The following is a 21,003-nucleotide window of genomic DNA, read 5'->3' on the forward strand; positions in this document are numbered from 1 at the left end:
CCGGCTCCGTAAATGTCAATCATTGAGGAGTCTGAGATTGCCTTATTCTATGAATCGGCTCAATGAGCACAATACGCGAGAAGACACGCAGATGACGAAACAGACACGTTGACGTCGATTCATTATGATATTTTTAAATGGTTGCAATCCTGTGGTTGCAGCTAGATACAAGCCCTTGTATCCCAATTGGTAGAGGAAACAGCCTCAAAATCTGTGCAGTGTGGGTTCGAGTCCCACCAAGGGCACGTTGAGTGTATGTATCACTTTTGAAGGATTGATATATCATAGTATCAATCTATTTCGTACTCGACACTAGCCGTAAGAGACTGAGAAGGCGTGAAGACAACGAGTGCAGGAATGTGTAAAGAAATGGATAATGATATGGATCAGATATTGACCGATGAGGAATTGAAGGCTGCCGCCACCGATGACATCGAATCCGTCGCCGACGAAGCCAAGAGCGAAAAAGCCGAAAAAGAGGGCGAGCCCCGTCAACATACCGTCGTTGTAGCGGAGGATGAATCCGTGAACCGTATGGACCTGGTTGCCATGCTTGAAGACAACGGCTACAAGGTCGTCGGTGAAGCCGCCAACGGGGAGGAAGCGGTCGAACTCACCCGCAAGTTCCATCCTGACGTCGTCTGCATGGATGTCAAGATGCCCCGTATGGACGGCATCACCGCGGCAGGCACCATTTGCGACGAGAATCTCGCGCCTGTTGTCATGCTTACCGCGTATTCCCAGCCCGACCTCGTCAAGCAGGCCACGGGGGCCGGTGCCATGGCCTATGTCACCAAGCCATACGAGGAATCCAAGCTGTTGCCGGCCTTGGAAGTGGCCATGGGCCGCTTCGCTGAGATCAATGATTTGCTCGATACCGTTGAAGCGAACGAAGGCAAGCTCAAGGAAGCCGAGTCCCAGCTCAAGGAAGCCGAAGAAAAACTCAAGAAGGCCGAAGACACGCTTGAGGAGCGCAAGCTCGTCGACCGCGCCAAGGGCCTGCTGATGGATAAGGCCGACTTCTCCGAACAGGGTGCCTTCCGCTGGATTCAGAAGACCTCGATGGATCAGCGCATTCCCAAGAAGCGTCTGGCCATGGCCATCATCGCCAAGTACGGCGATCCGAAGCCCGAACCCAAGCAGCGCTGAGCCGGAACATCACATTCCAAGAAGTCGCCTGTCGATCCACTATGAATCGGCAGGCGATATTTGTATAGTGGATACCACACGGCGTATGAAACGAATATGGCAAGGAACAACGATCTTATGAGTGATAGCGAAAGCACCGAGAAAACCAGCAGCATCGCAAAGTCGAACGATACCTCGAAAACGGAACATGGCACAACAACGAACGGTGCCTCGAAAACAACCGGCACGCTGTTGGTGGTGGACGGCCATTCACTGGCGTTCCGCGCCTATTTCGCTCTGCCCGTCGAGAGTTTTTCCACTGCCAGCGGTCAGCCGACCAACGCCGTCTGGGGTTTCTCGACCATGCTCGCCCAGGTGCTCGATAATGAAAAGCCCGACCATCTCGCCGTCGCTTTCGACATGGCGGGTGGTACGTTCCGCAACAAGATGCTGCCGCAATACAAAGGGACGCGAGACGCGGCACCCGAGGAACTGCTGAGCCAGCTGCCGATTATTCAGGACCTTCTGAAGGCGTTGGGCGTACGGTATGTGGAAAAGAAAGGCTACGAAGGCGACGACATCATCGGCACCATGGCCTCGATGGGCGAGAACGCGGGATACAAGACGCTGGTGCTTTCCGGCGACCGCGACGCCTTCCAGCTGATCGATGACGATATCACCGTGCTCTATCCCGGACATCACTTCAAGGACTTGAAGCACATGACGCCTCAGGCCATCGTCGACAAGTACAAGGTCACCCCGCAGCAATATCCGGATCTTGCGGCCATGCGCGGCGAGACGGCCGACAACATCCCCGGAGTACCGGGCGTGGGCGACGGGTATGCGGCCAAATGGATCAACCAGTACGGCGGGCTTGAAGGCATCATCGAGCACGCCGACGAACTGCCCGGCAAGAAAGGGCAGGCGTTGCGCGACAACATCGAGCAGGTCAAGCTCAACCGACGCGTCAACGCCGTGCTGCGCGACATGGACCTCGGAGCCTCCATCGACGACTTCACCTTGGGCGGCATGGATATGGACAAGGTCAACGCCATCTTCGCCAAGCTCGAATTCAGCAACCGGTCCAAGAACAGGCTGGTCAAATCCTTCAACGGCGGGGTCATGCCGGGAGATGCAGATTCGGCCTCTACTGTGGACGCGGCTGATACCGATGATGACGGGCCCATTGTCAAGGAACCGCACGTCACCGAAATCCACAATGTCGGGGATCTGGGGGACTGGGTCAACGCACACATTGCTCCGGTGTATCCCGCAGGTAAGATCAACTCCGACTTGATTATCCAGACCTTTGGTGAAAAGGATGATGGCTCGAAAAATGCCGGCGTAACCGAAACCAAACCGGATAACAGCTCAGCCGATGGCAGTTCAACCCGGACGTCTGAGAAGAAGCATAACAGCTACGATGCTGCGGTTCGTGCTGACGAAAAGACGGACGAGCAGGCGATTATCGACGGTGCCAAAGGGCCGGAACTGGTTGATCGCGACATGTGCTGCTCGCAACAGGTTGACCATTCCTGGGTGCTTTACGCCTCCGGCCGTTCCAAGCCGGGAAATGCGAAACTGGAAGCCGTCGCACTGTTGGCCGGTGACGAGGCGGCGGTGTTCGGCGCGGAAACCATTGATGACGACATGCGTTCCGTGCTGCAGTGTCTTTTGGATGTCTTCCACACCTCGATGGTGGTGCACGGCTATAAGGAGCACCTGCATCTGCTGGCGTCCGTCGGCATTGCGCTTGCCCGTCCGTTGTTCGACACCAAACTGGCCGGATATCTGGTCCATCCCGATTTCCACGCCGACACCCTCGGGAAGGCCGCGGAGCATTTCCTTGGGCTGGAAATCGAGGACAGCAAACCCAAGCAAGCGCAGGGCGAGCTTGATTTGGGAGACGAAGACAGCGCTGGCAGCAACAACGACGCTTCCAAGGAAATCCAGCAGGAAGCCGTCAAGGACGCCGCCATCGTGCAGGCGCTCGCCGATTTCCTGAAGACCCCAATCGACCAGCGCAAGCAGTTCGGCCTGCTGCGTTCCATCGAATTGCCGGTTTCACAGGTGCTTTACGGCATCGAGGATGCGGGCGCGAAGGTGGATTTGGGACGCTTGCACGAGCTGCTCGACGGCTTCACGGCCGATGCCGATCAGGCCCAGCAGATCGCCTTCGAGGCCGCCGGCCATGAGCTCAATCTGCAAAGTCCGAAGCAGCTGCAGACGGTGCTGTTCGATGAAATGGGGCTCAAGCCTTCAAGAAAGACCAAATCCGGCTCGTACACCACCAACGCCGCGACACTGCAGAACCTGTATGTCAAATATGCCGAGGATGAGAAAGCCAGCAACTTCCTCGGAGCGTTGTTGCGTCATCGCGAGACCAATAAGTTGAAGCAGATCGCCCAGACGCTGTTGGAAGCCGTCAACGCGCACGACGGCAGGATTCACACCACCTTCGAGCAGACCGTCGCGGCCACCGGGCGCCTGAGCTCGGTCGATCCGAACCTGCAGAACATTCCCAACCGCAACGCCACCGGCCGTGAAATCCGTTCCGCGTTTGTGCCGGGCGAGGGCTTTGAATCATTGCTGAGCTGCGATTACTCGCAGGTCGAACTGCGCATCATGGCCGACCTTTCCGGCGACGAATCGCTGATTGAGGCGTTCAAGTCAGGCGCGGACTTCCACCGCTACGTGGCCAGTCTGGTCTACGACATCCCGATGGACGAGATCACCGGCGACCAGCGCAGCCACGTCAAGGCGATGAGCTACGGGCTGGCTTACGGGCTCAGTACGTACGGGCTGTCGCAGCAGTTGAAGATCAGCCCGGCCGAGGCGGACGTGCTGAAATCCAAGTATTTCGCGACATTTGGCAAGGTTCACGACTATCTGGAATCGCTGGTCGCCACTGCGCGCCAGAAGGGCTATACCGAGACGATGTTCGGTCGCCGCCGCTACTTCCCGGGGCTCAAATCCTCGCGCCGTCAGGTGCGTGACGCCGCCGAACGTGGTGCACTTAACGCGCCGATTCAGGGTTCGGCCGCCGACATCATGAAGATTGCCATGATTCGTGCCGACCACGCGCTGCGTGAGGCCGGCGTCAAGAGCCGTGTCATCCTGCAGATCCACGACGAACTCGTGCTCGAGGTCGCGCCGGGGGAGAGCGAACAGGTGAGCGGTCTGGTGCGCAACGCCATGGAGCACGCCGTCGATCTGGCCGTGCCGCTTGACGTGTCGATCGGCATCGGCTCCGACTGGCAGGCTGCCGCGCACTGATTGTGGTGGTGTTTGATGATGGCTCTATTGTGGTAGGCAATGGAGCCATCTTGCATGTGTCGTTGCGAAAGCGCGGCAAAGCTTGTGGTGAGGATGATGCCGGTTCTGGTTGTCTAACAGTGCAGCGGGCAACCGATAACGTTCTTGAATGGACGCCATAGTTCGGAGGAAACATGTCAGATCAGGAAAAGCCAAGGCTCGCCGAAGTCGTCAAGGTATTGGAGACGCTGTATCCGCTTCGGTACGCCGAGGACTGGGACCATCCGGGGCTGATCGTCGGCGATTTGAACGATACCGTCGGCAAGATCGTCTTCGCCGCCGACCCGACCATGGCCGTGGTCGACAAGGCGATTGCGATGGGTGCCGATCTGCTCGTCTGCCATCATCCCTTGTTCTTCCGCGCGGTGCATGAGGTTTCCGGGCTCGGCGTCCATGGTGCCATCGCGGGAAAGCTCTACCGTGCGCACTGCGGGCTGTGGGTCGGGCATACCAACGCCGACGTCGCCTACCGAGGGGTCGCCCAGGCTGCGGCGGATGCGTTCGGTCTGACCGATCAGGCACCGTTGGTACCTGCCGGTGAGGAAAACGGCCATGCCATAGGGCTGGGACGTGTTGGAACGCTTGCGGAACCGATGACGCTACGCGCGTTTGCCCAGCGCGTGGCCGAGCAAGTGCCGAAAACGAAGTATGGCATTCAGGTCGCCGGCGATCTCGATGCCGAGGTCCGGAAAATCGCCGTGTTGCCGGGATCTGGAGATTCCGATTTTGATGAAGTTCGTGACAGTGGCGCGGATGTCTACGTCACCAGCGATTTACGCCATCATCCGGCCACGGACGCGTTGCAGCAGGCTTGGTATGAAGCATCGCTCAATAACGAGACTATGAAGCCGGCGTTGATTAACACGCCGCATTCGGCCATCGAGTCAATGTGGTTCAGGTATGCGCTTGACGACATCGCGGATGGAGTGGAACAGGCTACCGGTTTCCGTCCGGAAACGGAGCGTGTCGGCATCGTTACCGATCCCTGGCAATTGGTGCTCGGACGGGAGTAATCGCCGGTCATCCATTGAAGTATGCAATGCGGGTTTGCTTGTCCGTTGTGCTTTTCGTTTAAACCTATTTGCTCTCCGGTGATGAAAGGCAGCACATATTAATCAATACATATATTATTCGTTGCCGTCAAAGGTCGCGACGGGGAAGTGGGGAAGAGTGATGAATGCAGAAACGATGGAGTCCATCCGTAACGAGGTCAACAAGCGTTTGCAGGAATCGACCGACGGCGTCGATATGGAGGCTCCGATACGGCTTGTTTCCAGCGAAACCGTTTACCGTGGCGCGATTTTCCATATCGATGATCGCCGGCTGGCGCTCGCGAAAACCGACGGCGGGGAAGTGTCGGTACGTCGCCAGATTCTCGTGCATCCGCAGGCCGTGGTGATGCTGGTCCACGATGAGCTGACGGACAGGTATCTGTTGGAACGCGAGTATCGTGTAGGCCCCAACAAGTTTGCCTATGGTTTCCCGGCAGGACTCATGGAAGAGGGCGAAAAGCCTGAGGTTTCGGCTTTGCGTGAGCTTCGGGAGGAAACCGGGGTCACACCGAAAGGCGAACAATCCGTGCGCATCGAGCACGTCGGTGATTTCTATTCTTCCGGTGGTATGACCAATGAGCTTGCGCATATTTTCGTTATCCATCTGTCGGCGTGGAAGCAGGAAGCGCGGCATTTCGACAAGGACGAGCACGTGCAGTCCACATGGGTGAGCTGGGAGGAGCTGACAGGCATCGGTATTCAGGCCGCGGATTCCACCATCGCCATCCAGCACGAGGAGATCCGCCGATTGCGCGAGCAGTTAGCGACGAAAGAATAGCACGTCTACTGAGTGGCCGCGATGCGCGAATGCATGCGGTGGTTCTTGTCGACCGAGGACGGGATGGTGCCGGCGATATTGGCCGTGGCTGTGACCGTGTTCGCGTCTGCAGAGGCCTCTTCCTGGTCGATATGCAGAACCTGCTCTGCGATACGATCGGCCTCGATGGCGGCTATCTGACGCGAGAACATGATGAACCAGCCAAGGAACACGAGCCCGGCCAGCGCCTCGACGTTGGTCAGTGTATTGATACCATCGAGCCATTGAATGAGCACGACGCCGCAGACGGCGATGGCCAGATAACCGGCGGCATAAATGGCCAGCGAAAGCTGCGGGGCGAGCCAGGGGAGCGTGAGCAGAAGCAGGCCCATCACACAGACGATGCCGCGGGCGAACACGTTGTGCAGGATGGGATGCGGCGTATAGCGGAACGTGCCGATGCCGATGAAGGCGATGCCGGAGAAAGCGAGCATGATGGAGAGACAGATCAGGCGTGCCTTGTAGTGCTTGATACGGCTGGAACGCAGCGGACCCTGCTCCTGATGCCATTCGCGGCGCTGGCGGTAGGAGGTCACGAGTTCGGAGATGGCGAAGTAGCTGACGATAATGATGCAGATTCCTGCGAGGATCAGCGTCGAGTTGAACATGCGCGCGGCGAAGGTAGTGCGGTCGCCGAGCTGCGAGAAATTATTGGTGTACCAGTTCGGGTCGTCGGTCGTCAGCCCCGCGACGCTCACGCCGGCTACGACGAAAAGCGGCAGGAGTGCGGCCAGCGTTTTGGCGTCCATCAGTTCGGCCTGCACGAAGGTGATGTAGCCCGCGACCCCCGAGAAACCGGCGCACACGGCGACAATGTATTCAAGGAACATCGTGCCCATGAGGTTGCCGGCCATGCTTAAGAGGGCGAACGAGGTGAGGAACAGCGTGGAGGCGTAGACCGTTGCTAGGGCGAGGATTTCGACCAGGCGGCGCAGGATTTCTATGAGGCGGTTGTGGGTGCTGAGCGAGCTGGAACGCCGCGCATAGCCGAAGATGAACGAAATGGTGCCGCACGCGGCGATGATAATGGAGGCGATGACGAACTGGCGCCGGCTGATCATCCATGCGGCCGGCAGCAGCGAGACGCACAGCTCCATGACGCTCGCCCCCGCCATCGCGCAGATGATGAAGGAGACAAGCCCCGAGGTCTCCGTTCGCTGATGCAGTCCCATTCTTGCTTATTGCCCTTCGTGTTTTATTGGCGTTCGCGTTTGCGTTCGTTGTTTTTGTTTGTCGGCTGGTCTATGTTTGCTGGCGCTTATATTCGACGATTTACATACATTTACATACTGTATGTGCCGTTGTCTATCTTAGCGAGTCGCATGGCCGGGGTTGCGCTATACTTATTTATTGTGCTTGTTTTTGTGGGCACATCGGGATGTAGCGCAGTTTGGTAGCGCGCCTGCTTTGGGAGCAGGATGTCGCAGGTTCAAATCCTGTCATCCCGACTTTTGTTTTTCGCGGAATTTCAACGATTCTTATGATTAGGAATCTCATGGCTGTCCAATGGCTGTCCGTTTATGGGATTTATTTTAAAAAAGCCGGTATGGTTAAGCATTAGTACTGCTGGCTGCTGTGTGGTATTTGACTTCGGCTCGTGGTGGGATATACTAAAATTGTATATAATTTAAATCAAGAAAATATTCTACTGTTTGGTACAAAGAGTATTACTATTGACGCCAATAATGGTGAGCAATAGCGGTGGCGGTTCCGAGATATCCGTCTAACAGGTTCCTACGACCTCTGTGCAACAGTGCTTTCGATTGCCGTATTTCGGCAGAAGGTACTATTATGTCCAGAATTTGGTCGACTAGTGATTTTGTCCCAGTTTCTTGCGCGGCGAAACGTTGGCATGTTTCGCGTGATTTGATTTACAAAGATATTGCCACAGGTGCTCTGCCTGCGTACCGGCATCAATCACCTTGCGGTGGCAAAAATGCCTTGTTGCGAGTCCGCCTGTCTGATGTGGATGCTCTTTTTGAGCTTGCTAACCCTATGGCTGGTGATCGTCGATGACCGCCGTCGAGTCTATCAGAGTAATAATCGCCATTGCCTCAAGCGGCGTCTGCGTCGATCCTCATGCCGATTTGCCTGGAAACCGTTACGCGCGTAGGCCGATTGGCTCGTCTACAAGGGGTCACCGCCCGTTGCTGAGCCCGTCCGCCGTGCCCCGGTCGCGTGTGATTATTGGTGTGATTATTGGATCGTTGTCCACCGGTCGCGAGGATCGGGGTGGTCGCTATGACCAGTAGCCGCAAACGCCCGAGCCGTGTGACCCAGATGATGGTCACCCAGGTCCTTTCCGCCGCCATATGGCCGCTTGTCGAGGGGCATGAGGACGACGCCTGGTGGATCCTGAGCAAGGTCGTGTCGGTGCTGGAGGCCCATGGCTGCAAGGTGGTGCTCGCCTATGCCATCGTCCATGACAGGGACGTCTACCAGGTCTGGGACTATCTAGATCCGCATCCATGGTTCGCCGTCCACGAGCTGGGGACTCCCAAACCGGTGCATATCCACATCCTCATCCATCTCGCGCCGGGGGACGGCGTTGAGCTGGGCAAAGTCTCCGCATGGCTCGGCCTCGAGCCACAATACGTGGAGGGTATGAAACAAGGCAAATACGGGTGGGATGACGCCCTCGCCTACCTGACGCACTGCACCGAGCCTTGGAAGCATCAGTACGCGCCCGCCGACGTGGTGACCTTGCGCGGCCCGGATTACGCCACCCGTCTCGAGCCGGTCAGGCGCCTGTCATGGTTCGGCGGCCGCGAGTATCGTAATGCATCCAACGCCGGGAGGCTGCTGCCCGTGCTGGAGCAGATGGCGCGCGAGGGCAAGATCACCCGTCAGACGATGGTGGCCGATGACAGCGTGACCGAGGTGCTCTCGTATGTGCCGGCGGCGAAACGCAAGGAGCTCATGTCCCTGGTGGACTGGGAGACCGGGCACCAGGCGGCCGCGAAGGCGCGGGACATGCGCCTGGAGCGCGTGCCGGACCTCGTTATCTGGATCCACGGCACCGGGTCGGGGTCCGGCAAGACGCTGGCCGCCGCGACGATCGCCGAACAGCTCGGAGACCTGTTCGGCCTGTCGGTATACGACGGGCCGCCCAGCCACACGATGGACAACTACCAGGCCGAGGACGTCATCACCATCGACGAGTACGACGAGAAAAGCATGAGGCTCAACGCCTTGCTGCAACTGCTCGACCCCTACAACACCCACCGCAGCGACGCACGCTACCACCAGACCAATCCCGTCGTGGCCCGCGTCACGATCGTCACCTCGTCCGCCAGCCTGCAAAACCTGGTGTATTTGCAGGGCGGCCAGGAGAGCCACGACTACCCCATGGACGAGGTCCTGCGCCGCATCGGATACGTGGTCGAGGCCAACGGGTACGCGCGGGACCCGGACCGTCCCGCCGAAACCCTCAAACACGGGTACGACATCTACCGGCCGGCCCTGGACCCCGGCAGGCACCTCACCTGCTGGCCGCTGACCGCCGGGGCGTACAGTCTGTACCGCGCCAGGCATCCCGGCTACCAGGATGATGACCCCGTACGGATCGTCTCCCGCCGCAGTCTCGAGTACGTCGGCTCGGCTGACGACGTTGGGGCGCTGGCGCGGTACCTGCTTGGCACGGACCCCGCCAGACGGGCCCTCTCCGGCGTCCGGCCTGTGGTGGACCCGCCGCGCCGGGAGACGCTGCTGACCGACCTGGACGTGGTGCGCCGCGACCGTGCGATGGAGCACCTGACGTCGTACTGCGGGCCCGAGGCGGCCAAACACTTGATGCGGGACCACGACCAGACGGACCTCGAGCACGCCACCGGCTGGGTGCCCGGCTGCAAGACCTGCGCCGCGCTCAGACAAGCCCATCATCAGCACACGGAGTCATACAATCCGTCGAGTACGGCGCCCGTCGACGATATGCATCAGCAGCAAAGACGCAAGACGGCGAAGCTGATGGGGTTCGACACCGACGGAGACGAGGCCTGAGATGAGCGGCATCAACGTCGACAAGATGGCCCATGGCCGTGCCATGGCCGTACTGTACCACAACATGAGGCTGGGAGGCCGGCACAGCAATCTGCACATCGACCCTGCCAGGTCGTCTCTCAACACGTATCTGACCGTGGGCGGCGAGAACCCGTTGGAGCGCTACCGGGCGCGTATGGAGGCGGTGCGGGCTCACAGGCCCAGGGGCCGCCGGTGGCGCGATGACACCGTGGCCATGCTGGGCCTGGTCGTCGACCTGCCCGCCGACTTTCCGCACCCGGACGACGCGAGGCTGGTGGACGAGTATTTTGCGGATGCGATCCGCACGCTCGTCCCGCTGGTCGGGGGTGGAGGAACGTCATGGGCGCGCAGGTGCATCGTGACGAGGTGCACCGCTACCAGGTCGGCCCGTCGATCCTGGCGGCCGAGGGCACGCCGGTCAAACCGGGCGATCCGCCGGTATGGCGTACCAGCCGCATCCACATGCACCTGGAGGTCGCGCCGATCCTCACCCCGGAGGAGGTCGAGAGGATCACAGGCAGGCCCGTGCGCGTCAAGTCGCGCAGGGGGCGCAGGCCGCAGGGCGAGTGGTTCGCCGGCGCGGCCCTGGTGACGCGCCCGTGGCTGCTCAGGATCAACCGGGACATCCAAAGGATGACGCGAGAGCGCTGGCACTGCCACTACGAGGCCGCGCACGGCTATGCCAGCGGCGCCGAGGTGGAGCAGCTCAAGGTGGAGTCGGCCGTGGCCGAGCAGGCCGGCCCGCTGGCCGCCAAGGCCCGCAAGCAGGCTAAGGCGGCCGAAAAGGACCGTCGCGAGGCGTCGGAGACGCTGGACGCGGCCCGCCGCCGCGACGCGGAGAGCGTTGCTAGACGGGAGACGCTCGACGCCCGCGAGAAGGACCTCAAGCGGCGCGAGGCGTCGTTCGCCGAGCGCGTACGCGCCTGGGAGCACAGCCTGAAAGTCAGGTATGTGGATCGTCTGAAAACCTGGCTGGAGGCGGAGCTGGCGAAGGCGCGGGAGGTGTTCGGCCGGGCTCGCGAGGAGGGGTATGAGACGGGCCGTGCGGAAGGCTATCGGGCGGGTGTCAGGCAGGGCGCCAAGGCGTTTGAGACGGCCCCGAAGGCCCCGGTAGCGGGGTCGGTGTCGGGCGAACAGCTGCGTGCGGTGGAGGCGCTGCGGCGTGGGCTGGGCGGGGGCCGGTCTCGCCGTTGGCGTCCCACCGGCCGCGCCATGGGTACACGGTGGAGCAGTGGGAGGCCCTGACGCCGGCCGAACGCGCCGCGCTGATGGCCCGGGGCGTCACGCCGCCACGCGGATACCGTCAGGAGGCGGACCATGGCCGCGTCCTGTGATAAGCAGCCCGTACGCTGCCGGTCGCCGTGACAGACGTCGGGCGCGGTCGATACGAGCCAAACAACACAAATGAAAATAAGGGTCCTGCCGACAGAAGGCAGGTCATAGAAGCGTGGCACAACCGCGTAGAAAGGAGCATCATCATGATGCGCCATAACCAAGATAACAATCAACTGTCCCGTAATGGGGTCGACAAGATCGTCGCCGACATGCTCGACCCCGACTGGTACGGGGCGCGGCGGGAGGAGTACGGCCACCTGCTCGTCGCGTATCCGGCGCTCAGGCAAGCGGACCGTGGCCTGGACGGCCTGGTGTGCTACATGGTCATTAGGAGTCTCGCCCCCGGTTTCGACGCCGATACGGCGGCCCGTATCGTGCTGGCCTGCCTGACGGACGGCACGGACTCGGGCTCGGACGGCTCGCAGGGCGGTGCGCCGGCCACGGCCGGCCTGGCCGCCACGCTCTTCCGCCGGCTCCGCCCACGCCGTCGCGACGACAAGGGCGACGGGGATCTCCGGGCCCGTGTCGGGGAGGTCTTGGCACGCCACCGCGCGGTGTTGGCCGAGATCGCCGGAAGGATGGACGACGACGCCCGGATCCGTGGCCTTGCCGCCGACATCAACGAGCGGGAGCGCCACACCAAAGCCTACGAGGAGGAGGCCAAGCGGGTGCGCGGCGAGACCCGGACGCGTCTGGAGGAGGCGCGGGACCTGGCCGACGAGGCGAGGGGCCTGCGCGACCGGGCCGAGGCGACCACCCATCGGGACGGGGCGGGCAAGCGGCTCGACACGATGTACGAGCTGATGGCCGACGCCCTGGCGGGCAAGGCGTGGCGGGACGGTGACGGGACAAAGCATGTCCGCTACGCCATGACCGTCCCGGAGATGTACGCGTCGTACTACAGACCCGGCATGCATCTGATCACCGCGCACCAGTACCTCCGCCTGGACAAGGCCGACCGGCAGGGCTGGACGTCCCTGGACGAGGTGCTGCGCCGCGCGTACGCCTCGTTCGCAACCTTCGACGACGCCAGGCTTAAGGGGTTGAGAACCGAGATCCGGCGTCGCCTCGCCGATGCCGGCACGGCGCCGGTCGCGCTTGGCGACAACCCCGTGCTGAGCTAATGCGGTATCCTGTCCACGCCCGACGGCTTGCGTCGGAGCGCGGGTAACGCGGGTCGAGGGGGCCTATCGGCTCCCTCGCCTGGATCCAAGGCTGGAACGCCTTGGCCGCATCCTCCGGCGTGCGTGTGGACGGGAGTGGTGGCCTGTGCCGCCGCGCGCCCGCCCGCACGCACGGCGGAGGCGAGGAGCCGAAGACATGAAAGACCGGGCGGCAACCGATGCAAGGTTGCCGCCCGGCCTTTCATGCAATGAGGCAGAGGGGTGTCGGGGGCGCAAGCCCCTGGCCATTTCAGGGTTAAGCCACCCGGCAGGGACACGCCCCGCGTGGTGACCTCGGTCATGGCTTAGCCCTTAAATGCAAGGGCTAACGCAGTTGGCCCGCTCCTTGTGTTGAGGATTCATGCCATCATCTAATCTTCCCGTCTACCACACCGTCTCCACGAACATCCTGGACAAGGGCGCCGGCCACATGCCGGACAGCTCGCTGCCGGTCGGCGGCGAATCCGCACGGCCGATCATATCAGCCCACAACGGGCTGACCGGTGCCAGATACTTCGACGACCTGCCCGACCTGAGGGACGACGACACCATCACCATACGCACGCTCGGCCACGACCTCGACTACCGCGTGACCGAAACCGTCACCGTAAGGCCCGACGACGTGCGACGGTTCACCATCGTGCCGGGCGAGGACCTCATCACCCTCACCACCTGCACCGACGGCACCGCGTCACGGCTCGCCGTCACCGCACAACGAGTGCCGACGCCGGAACGGCACCGGAACGACAGGCGTGACCCGTCCGCCGGCATCCCCGAAGGGCTACTCGCAGGCGCCGCGGCACTATGGCTCAGCATCGGACCCGTCATGCTCAGACACACATGGACGCAACCGCGAACCATACGTCACCGCGCCGAAACATGACCGGCCCTCACAGATGCTCAATCACTATCGGAAAACCGCCGAACCCTAGCGGGAACGACGGCTTTTCCATGGATACACCAAATACCAACACCTACGATAATGTGTTTTCCTCAGGCATGCGCCCTTCAGGATTTATCGATGGGCACTTCCTCCTTACTCGGAATGATGTGCATCGAAGACCCTTTCGACAGTTTCCCCGACAACACGATCCCGTCGGGCCGGGCTCGCAGATAATCAATGAATGCATCGATCCGAGAATCACCATCCAGCCATTCGCTTTCATCGGACATGACCTCGGTTTCTTCAGACACCGAAACGACCCGTGTGAAGGATATGGGCATGATCCTGCCCTTCGACTTCACGAACACATTGGCGCATCCGCCAGTAGCACGGACACGCTCGAACAGAAAACAAAGCCTTTCCTCACCGAGCGCGGTCACCATCGGGCATTCACCATTGGTATCACGGACGGGCATGAGCCCGTCGAACCGCCCGTCGGCCATCAGATCATCGAAAAGCAGATCAAAATCACTGAGAGCATCATAATATTTATAGACATTCATCCGGCCACCATCACGCTTCCGACAATTCCCGGATTGCACGTTTGACGCTTGCCGCGATATAGCATTCACTTCACTCACCTTCATTTTTCCTTTGTCACCGAATCACATATCTTTGTCAACAACCCCTTGGAACTTTACTCCAACTACAAAATCCGTAACCGCCCATCAGGCGGGCCAGCCCCCTCATCGTCAGACCATGAGATGCACATAGATGATATGCATACAATCACTCGTAACCTTTGATGCTAAAGGGAACAGCAGCTAATTAGGCGGCGCGATAAAAGGATCAGCAAACACCTATCTGATGCAGTGCGGCCGTGCAAGGACTGTTCCAACCAGGGAACAAACTATCCCAATCAGGTTCCTGTGGCTGTGAGTGTGATGGTGCCGACGGTGTTGATGGCGCCGGAGCCGACGGCGCAGGGCTGCTGGGCGCATGGTATGAGGGTGCCGATGGCGCTTGGTAGGACGGTGTCTGCGAACGGCCGGAGGAATGGAGCCCGCCTGCGCCGCCGTTTTGCCTATTGTTGGAACCGAGTGCGCGCCGGCTGGGTGCGCCGTTCGATACGGTCGAGCCGGCCGGTGAACTGGAATCGGACGACTGAGCGACATCCGCCGCCTGCTGCGCTGCCTGCTGCGCCGCGGCCGCATCCGCTGCGGACTTCGCCTGCACGGAGCCGTTGACGGCGTTCATCGCATAGACGAGCTGGCTGTCGGCCACATCATAGGCCTTATAACTGCCGGTCGACGGGGTTGCGGCGTCGGCGACGCCTCCGGCCAGCATCCCCACGGCCAGCAGCAGCGTCGCGGCTCCCGCCAGCAGCGGGCTGATCTTCCTTGTGTTCCTCTTCCCAGTCATGTCTTGCATCATAAACCTGTTTCGCGACCTGGCCGCCAATGTTGTCATGCCGTTCTTTCCGCCGGTGTGCGTACAATGCGATACCGGAGATCGGACATCAAGAAGAAGGACGGGCATGGAAGCCATCACTACGTACATCAAAAACCACAGGATCGCCAGCGCCATCGTCGCGCTGCTCGTCGTCGCACTGGTAGGCATAGGCGCTTACTTCGGCGTGCAGACCGACCACAGGGTGGCTCTGGCCGACTGCCGGCAAAGCGAGACCACTGTCAACACCGCCTACAAACAGCACCAGGCCACGCTCGCCAAAGGTGCCAGCCTTGCCAAGGACGCCCAAAAGCCCGGCGAGCTCACCGACAAGAAGTTACTGGAAACAGTCGAAAAAGACAACGCGAAGGCCGGCAAGACGCCGAAGGCCGTCACCTGCCCCGCAGGCGGGCCGATCAAGAACATCCGCCAGGCCACAATCGACAACCGGGATCTCGCCGCCCAATACACCGGCAACACGGATACCACCAAGCACCAGCAGGCCCTTAAAGGCGACATGGACAAGACCACCCGCAAGAGGCTCGACGGCGACCTCGCCAAGGCCGAGCAGCTCTACAAGGACTCCGATGGCAAGGTCGCCGACAACGCCACCCGTGACAATTTGAAGAAGGCCATCGATCACGCCAAACAAGTCAGCAAGGATTCGAGCGCAAAAAACTGACAGCCGGCAAATCTCTGTAAAAGTGGGCGATACGGCGGACCGAATCCGTTGCATCGCCCGCTTTCCTTTCAGCAACCCGTTCCTGGATGTCCCATAAACGGTCGTTTACGGAACAAGTCCGATCCATCCCGTTTCGACCAAGTTTGTTACGCTTTGGACGTACCATAACCCATACCGTATTCAATGTCCGATATAATGGAAGTGTAACGGGTTTCGGTACGAAAGGATTCGAAATGCTGATCGGATACGCCAGGGTCTCCACGCTGGAGCAGAACGAAGACCTCCAGGTGGACGCGCTCGTTAAGGCCGGTTGCGAACGCGGGCACATCTATGTCGATCACGCCAGCGGGGCGAAGGAGCACCGGCCCCAGCTCGACTTCATGCTCCAGACACTGCGCAAGGGCGACACCGTCATCGTCTGGAAGCTCGACCGCATGGGCCGCAGCCTCCAGAACCTCGTCACCCTCATGAACAAGTTCAACGACATGGGCGTGGGGTTCAAAAGCCTGACCGAGAACATCGACGCGACCACCTCGGGCGGGATGCTCGTCTACAACATCTTCGCCGCCATGGCCCAGTTCGAACGCGACCTGATCCGCGAACGCACCAACGCCGGCCTCCAAGCCGCCAGACGTCGAGGCAGGAAAGGCGGGCGCAAGCCCAAACTCACCCCGGCCCAAATCAAGAGGGTGCGCGAGCAGTACGACTCCAAGGCCGTCACCGTCAACGAAATCGCCAGCCAATACAACGTCGGACGCACCACCATCTACCGCGCACTTAACAAAGCTACGGGCAAAAATCCAGAGTAGTTAGGATTTGCGGCCAATAACCGAGGGATGTATCTTTATGATATGACAAAAGTATGGTGGGTAAATCAACGCAATGAGATCGGTAAACAAATTCCGACAAATGTTGTATGGTCTCCTCACTCAAAGAAGGGCGAAAAGGGAAGTGAATGGCACTGGGAAACCATGTGGGATGTTGTTCCGGGTGACATCATTGTGCATTACAGTCATCAATCCATCGTAGCCATAAGCACTGCGCTAACAAAGGCTCATCCGTCACCGAATCCGTATGACGCAAAATCAAACCCTTGGGAGGCGGACGGCAAGCGTATCGAGGTCGAGGTTGATGAGTTGGAGGTGCCTATACCTAAATCTGAAATACCGCTTTCCGCTCGTCAACAGGCTTATCTGAATCATGGTCCATTCCAAAGAAGTGTGGGGAAGGAGTCAAACAAGGCTATTTCTTCCCAGTTCCGAATGAACTTTGGGAAGCGATAGAAGATCTATGTGCTGTGGACATCACAAAAAGCGCTGAAGAGAATAGCCAACTCAATTATGCAGGTCCGTCAAACATCAAGCGGGTCGTCAACGCGCGCAAAGAACAGACACAGCTGCGTGCGCTTCTCTTGAAAGGCCGAAAATCAGGGAAGTGCGGAATATGCGGTCGACACTTACCGAGTAGGTACCTTCATGCAGCGCATATCAAACCACGGGAAAAGGCGTCTGAGCGTGAACGCCGTGACCCAAACATTGCTATGTTGAACTGTGTACTGGGATGCGACGAGGCGTTTGAATGTGGTGACATACAGATAGATCAAGAAGGTCGCATCTCGCTCTCGAATCCTCGAGACCCTTTCCTACAAAAGGCTTTTGGCGATCTCGTTGACAAGATAGCGCCGGCTTTCAATGAAGAGAATAAGAAATATTTCGCGGCGAAGTATGAACTCGTCCACAAGTCTAAGATCACAAATACAAAGAAAGAATAAATCAGCAGAATTTATGCAATGTGTGCAGGGATATTCCTTAAGCTCTTTCTTATAAGTTTTTTGGTCATCGGAAGCAAAATGAGGATACGAGGGCCAAGGAATATTTTCGTTTGGATTTTCCCGACTCCGTTTAAGGATTTTCAAGCACAAAACGAATATTTACCTCTCACCTAGCATTTATTCAGCAGAGTAGGGTTGTTGACGTTAGCAAGCTGTTTTGTTGATTATGTGCTTGAACTGATTATCTCGGGCAGTCGATCGGGGATAGACGATTATAGACGGTTGGCATTTATAACTGTCTTGTGCGAAATCGTTGGAAATACAAGGTTTTATGCGAGACTAGACGGATAGACGGATGTTTTAGAATACTGTAGTTAATATGAAATTATTTATGGTGTAATGGTATTTGTGGCGAGGAATACGAGTGGTCTACTATCTGTCTATCCGTCTAGTACCGTGTATGAAACACTGATATTACTTGGTTTAGTATGTAGACGGATAGAGATGTGGGATGGCGAGGTAGCTGTCTACTTTAGGCGGCTGTGGCTTGCCCCTCGTAGCTCATGCGTTGTGCGGCGAGAGCGATGTCCTTTGATACTTGATCGTCGTCGGCGTGGAAGTATTGCTGCGCGGATTTAATTTCCGATTGCCCTGAGAAGCGCATGATTGCGGGTAGCGTGGCCTTGCTGTATCGGGCGTACCACGTAATGCCGGTGTGACGTAGGGCATACATGTCGAATCGTTTTGGCGGATTGCTCTGTGGCGGCAGCCCTGCTTCATCGGCAGCTTTGCGCAGCGCATGATTTATGGTTCGTTCGCCCCATATTTTGCCTACGGTTGAGGGGAAGAGCAGAGAGAGGGAATGCGTTCCTACATATTTTTCATGTATTCCAATAGCCGGTCGATGAGAAGAGGACTGATTGGGACGTGTCGTTTGGAGGCGGGTGATTTTGGATTACCGACGATGATTCTCGTGGTTCCGGTTGCGGGGTCGATGCCGCGTGTGGCAGCTTTGTCGATGTCGAGATACCAGATTCCTGTTTCACTCTTCTTTACATCGCCACGAGTCAGGCAGATCGCTTCCTCGCGGCGTAGCCCACAATATGTGGTAGTGAGGAATAACATACGTATGCTTGCGGTGGCACTTACGTTGGCGCCCCGTTGCTGTCCAGGCTTGTCTCCTGGTTTGGGGAAGGTGTGTATGATCGCTTTAGAGACGAATCGTTCTATCTCTTCTGGTGTAGCGGCGTAGCGTTCCGTAGAACGTTTGCGGACTCCGGCACGAGGAATATCCACTGGATTGGTGGTCACTTTAGATTCGCTTGGATCATGGTAAGCGGTCTGCATAATGGAGTGAAGAAGATTGTATGCTACAGCTTTGCGGTGCTCGCTTACCTTGAGCGAATTATGCCATGAAGTCACTTGTGAGGTTGTGAGCTGGGGAAGAGGCGTGCGGCCGAGAGTTGGTTTGATAAGTTGATTATAGGTTTGCCGCATGTTTTTTCGATGGCTGGGAGAATGGCTTCGCGCTCCGCATTGTTCTGGTTGGTCGATGAAAGTCTTGGCATAATCGTCCAATGACAATACTGCGTGTTCTGCTGAGATCTGGGGGCGTGAAATCTTGGCGCACTGATATCGATGACCACTGGCCTTAGCCATGTCGATTGAAGTAGCGACAGCGTTGAGAGCTGAGACCGCTTGCTGGCGGGTGCGATACGAGGCAGAATGCTTTCGCCCGCCACATGCGGGGCAGTGATAACGAGCGATATAACGGAATGAGCCATTGGCGGCAACTTCTACAGTGATACCTCCGATTGCGGGCCTCAGCCTTTTTGCCGCTGCTCGCTCACGAAGGAGCTTTGCTCTTTCTTCTTCTGGGATTCGTGAGTTCAATCCGTTCTCCTTTGGCTGTCCAATAGCTGTCCAACACTAGCCAATACTATCAACAATATCGACAATCTCAACATTTAGAAAAGAGTCAAAAACCTTGGTAATTAGCGGAAAATTATTGATTGCCAATATTTTTAAGTATAATACATATTACAGGTTCAAATCCTGTCATCCCGACTGAAATTGTTGCGATTCCGACGGCCGGACGCATGTTTTCGCCGGCAGCCCAATTGCCACGATGACAACCAAGGCGACGCCGAAGACATCGATGAGGGAATCAACGACCATGACAAAGCACACATTCGGAAACACCATTAAACGTCACAAAGCCATCGCCGTCATACTCGCCGTCGTTCTCTTGGCCGTTTTTTTGTTCGCTGAACTGACGGTGAAATCCGAGGTGCTGGATTCTATCTACTACCCCCATCAGGAAAAGGTGTTCAACATACGGCGCGATGCCGACGAACTCGATTCGGTCACCGTCCGCGTAAGTAGTGACAGCCCAGATGCGACGGTCAAGGTCCTGAGCAGTGACGGCACCGATTGTGGGTCTTTTCACGGGGCCAAAAGAAACTGGGAGACTCGTGTGGGCACCAACGGGAATTACAAGGTCATCGTACGCAACGACACCAGACGATGGATCACTGCGCATGTCGATTACTCGGATGATACCTGCTCGCCGACATGTTAGACCGCCCCAGACGATATGGTTAACCTGATAGTGTACGTCCTCTAACCAAGTACCGCCTGCAGTTCGGTGAAGGCCCCTGCCAATCCGAAGCCTGATGCCGACTCCTTACCAGATGAATTTCCGTACTTCTTCAAAAATACAGATTGAGGCTTTTGCGGACGACGTATCGAAAAGGAGACCTTGAGATGCCTGATATTCTCAGGAAACCGACCCCGATCGCAAAGATATACGAGGCTTTGAGCGCGGTGGCGGATGGTCGCGTGGAATTGTGCGGCCACGAGTCGAAGGGCATCGTGACTTCGTCGGCCCGTACGAAACGTTATACGGTGATGATTTCCGACAAACTGTATACCTCCAACGACAATGCGACGTACTGGCAGCATTATGCCGGTTACCCCATCATCGCGGTGCTTATCGAGCAGGGAAGGATCAGTCTTCCGCCGGGTTCCCGGCCGTTGTTGGAGCATTTCAGAAACATCAATTGGAAGCGGCTGAATACCGAGAACAGGAACCACTATGATAAAGCCGTCTCCCAATTCCTCTCCTCGACCGGTCATGCGGAAGGAATCAAGAAGCTCGTCCAAAACGTCTACGACCAGGCCAACAGCCTCCCGGTCGCGGTCAAAGGCAACCGCAAACCAATCATCAAGCTGCCGGAAGAAGGGCAATGAATCCCGAAGCATGAAACAGGGCGTGCGGGCAGAAGGTCGGGAGATTCCATCAATCGGTTGAAGACGTATTTCCGCTGGCATCCCTAACTTTGAGCAGGGAAAATTCGATGTACTTTGAGAATGAGACGTATGCTGG

At 58.1% G+C, this 21,003-nt stretch carries 19 protein-coding genes and 2 tRNA genes; 16 read left to right on the top strand and 5 right to left on the bottom strand.

Going from position 1 to position 21,003, the window contains the following annotated elements:
- Positions 1-171 precede the first annotated feature (171 nt).
- The 5 genes from OZX74_RS03685 to OZX74_RS03705 all read left to right on the top strand — a co-directional run bounded on the left by OZX74_RS03685 (position 172) and on the right by OZX74_RS03705 (position 6,273).
- Positions 172-245, top strand: a tRNA-Leu gene (locus OZX74_RS03685).
- Between the two features lie 112 nt (positions 246-357).
- Positions 358-1,149, top strand: coding sequence for a response regulator (locus OZX74_RS03690; protein WP_277157182.1), 792 nt, complete (start codon positions 358-360; stop codon positions 1,147-1,149).
- Between the two features lie 117 nt (positions 1,150-1,266).
- On the top strand, positions 1,267-4,404 hold the full coding sequence (gene polA / locus OZX74_RS03695) for a DNA polymerase I (RefSeq protein ID WP_277157183.1): 3,138 nt from the start codon (positions 1,267-1,269) through the stop codon (positions 4,402-4,404).
- A gap of 173 nt (positions 4,405-4,577) precedes the next feature.
- On the top strand, positions 4,578-5,456 hold the full coding sequence (locus OZX74_RS03700; RefSeq protein WP_277157184.1) for a Nif3-like dinuclear metal center hexameric protein: 879 nt from the start codon (positions 4,578-4,580) through the stop codon (positions 5,454-5,456).
- A gap of 160 nt (positions 5,457-5,616) precedes the next feature.
- Complete coding sequence (locus OZX74_RS03705; protein ID WP_277157185.1) at positions 5,617-6,273, top strand: NUDIX hydrolase; 657 nt, start codon at positions 5,617-5,619, stop codon at positions 6,271-6,273.
- A gap of 5 nt (positions 6,274-6,278) precedes the next feature.
- Here OZX74_RS03705 and OZX74_RS03710 read toward each other — a convergent pair whose 3' ends face one another.
- Entirely contained in the window at positions 6,279-7,484 is a 1,206-nt protein-coding gene (locus tag OZX74_RS03710) for an ABC transporter permease (RefSeq protein ID WP_277157186.1), read from the bottom strand.
- A 202-nt stretch (positions 7,485-7,686) separates the two neighbouring features.
- Here OZX74_RS03710 and OZX74_RS03715 point away from each other — a divergent pair.
- The 5 genes from OZX74_RS03715 (at position 7,687) to OZX74_RS03735 (ending at position 13,713) form a co-directional block, all read left to right on the top strand.
- Positions 7,687-7,760: transfer RNA gene (locus OZX74_RS03715), tRNA-Pro, on the top strand.
- A gap of 793 nt (positions 7,761-8,553) precedes the next feature.
- The gene (locus OZX74_RS03720; protein ID WP_277157187.1) at positions 8,554-10,311 is read left to right on the top strand and encodes a hypothetical protein; all 1,758 of its coding nucleotides are present in this window, start codon (positions 8,554-8,556) and stop codon (positions 10,309-10,311) included.
- Positions 10,312-10,671: 360 nt separating this feature from the next.
- On the top strand, positions 10,672-11,577 hold the full coding sequence (locus tag OZX74_RS03725; RefSeq protein ID WP_277157188.1) for a hypothetical protein: 906 nt from the start codon (positions 10,672-10,674) through the stop codon (positions 11,575-11,577).
- 233 nt (positions 11,578-11,810) lie between these two features.
- Positions 11,811-12,791 (top strand): hypothetical protein, encoded by a 981-nt coding sequence (locus OZX74_RS03730; protein ID WP_277157189.1) that lies wholly within the window; start codon positions 11,811-11,813, stop codon positions 12,789-12,791.
- Between the two features lie 400 nt (positions 12,792-13,191).
- Positions 13,192-13,713: a sortase gene (locus tag OZX74_RS03735; RefSeq protein ID WP_277157190.1), complete on the top strand. Its 522-nt coding sequence runs from the start codon at positions 13,192-13,194 to the stop codon at positions 13,711-13,713.
- A 125-nt stretch (positions 13,714-13,838) separates the two neighbouring features.
- Here the strand turns inward: OZX74_RS03735 and OZX74_RS03740 are convergent, their stop codons facing one another.
- Both OZX74_RS03740 and OZX74_RS03745 read right to left on the bottom strand, forming a co-directional pair.
- Positions 13,839-14,354, bottom strand: coding sequence for a hypothetical protein (locus OZX74_RS03740; RefSeq protein WP_277157191.1), 516 nt, complete (start codon positions 14,352-14,354; stop codon positions 13,839-13,841).
- A 208-nt stretch (positions 14,355-14,562) separates the two neighbouring features.
- Positions 14,563-15,135, bottom strand: coding sequence for a hypothetical protein (locus tag OZX74_RS03745; protein WP_277157192.1), 573 nt, complete (start codon positions 15,133-15,135; stop codon positions 14,563-14,565).
- A 115-nt stretch (positions 15,136-15,250) separates the two neighbouring features.
- Between OZX74_RS03745 and OZX74_RS03750 the strand changes: the two genes are divergently transcribed.
- The 4 genes from OZX74_RS03750 to OZX74_RS03765 all read left to right on the top strand — a co-directional run bounded on the left by OZX74_RS03750 (position 15,251) and on the right by OZX74_RS03765 (position 17,615).
- Positions 15,251-15,844 (top strand): hypothetical protein, encoded by a 594-nt coding sequence (locus tag OZX74_RS03750; RefSeq protein WP_277157193.1) that lies wholly within the window; start codon positions 15,251-15,253, stop codon positions 15,842-15,844.
- Positions 15,845-16,077: 233 nt separating this feature from the next.
- On the top strand, positions 16,078-16,653 hold the full coding sequence (locus OZX74_RS03755) for a recombinase family protein (RefSeq protein WP_277157194.1): 576 nt from the start codon (positions 16,078-16,080) through the stop codon (positions 16,651-16,653).
- Between the two features lie 27 nt (positions 16,654-16,680).
- Positions 16,681-17,127 carry a hypothetical protein gene (locus OZX74_RS03760; RefSeq protein ID WP_277157195.1) on the top strand — a complete coding sequence of 149 codons (447 nt, stop codon included), beginning with the start codon at positions 16,681-16,683 and terminating at the stop codon, positions 17,125-17,127.
- 14 nt (positions 17,128-17,141) lie between these two features.
- Complete coding sequence (locus tag OZX74_RS03765) at positions 17,142-17,615, top strand: hypothetical protein (RefSeq protein WP_277157196.1); 474 nt, start codon at positions 17,142-17,144, stop codon at positions 17,613-17,615.
- Positions 17,616-18,147: 532 nt separating this feature from the next.
- Here the strand turns inward: OZX74_RS03765 and OZX74_RS03770 are convergent.
- Positions 18,148-18,348, bottom strand: a complete 201-nt coding sequence (locus OZX74_RS03770; RefSeq protein ID WP_277157197.1) for a hypothetical protein — start codon at positions 18,346-18,348, stop codon at positions 18,148-18,150.
- A gap of 137 nt (positions 18,349-18,485) precedes the next feature.
- A complete protein-coding gene (locus tag OZX74_RS03775; protein ID WP_277157198.1) occupies positions 18,486-19,508 on the bottom strand; it encodes a hypothetical protein in 1,023 nt (340 codons plus the stop codon).
- Positions 19,509-19,791: 283 nt separating this feature from the next.
- On the opposite strand from OZX74_RS03775, the gene OZX74_RS03780 reads away from it, so the two are divergent.
- Together OZX74_RS03780 and OZX74_RS03785 are read left to right on the top strand one after the other, a co-directional pair.
- A complete protein-coding gene (locus OZX74_RS03780) occupies positions 19,792-20,196 on the top strand; it encodes a hypothetical protein (RefSeq protein ID WP_277157199.1) in 405 nt (134 codons plus the stop codon).
- Positions 20,197-20,381: 185 nt separating this feature from the next.
- Positions 20,382-20,867, top strand: a complete 486-nt coding sequence (locus OZX74_RS03785; RefSeq protein ID WP_277157200.1) for a hypothetical protein — start codon at positions 20,382-20,384, stop codon at positions 20,865-20,867.
- Positions 20,868-21,003 lie beyond the last annotated feature (136 nt).

Origin of the sequence: Bifidobacterium sp. ESL0798 (assembly GCF_029395415.1) — a bacterium.
In the GTDB taxonomy this organism is placed as follows: Bacteria; Actinomycetota; Actinomycetes; order Actinomycetales; family Bifidobacteriaceae; genus Bifidobacterium.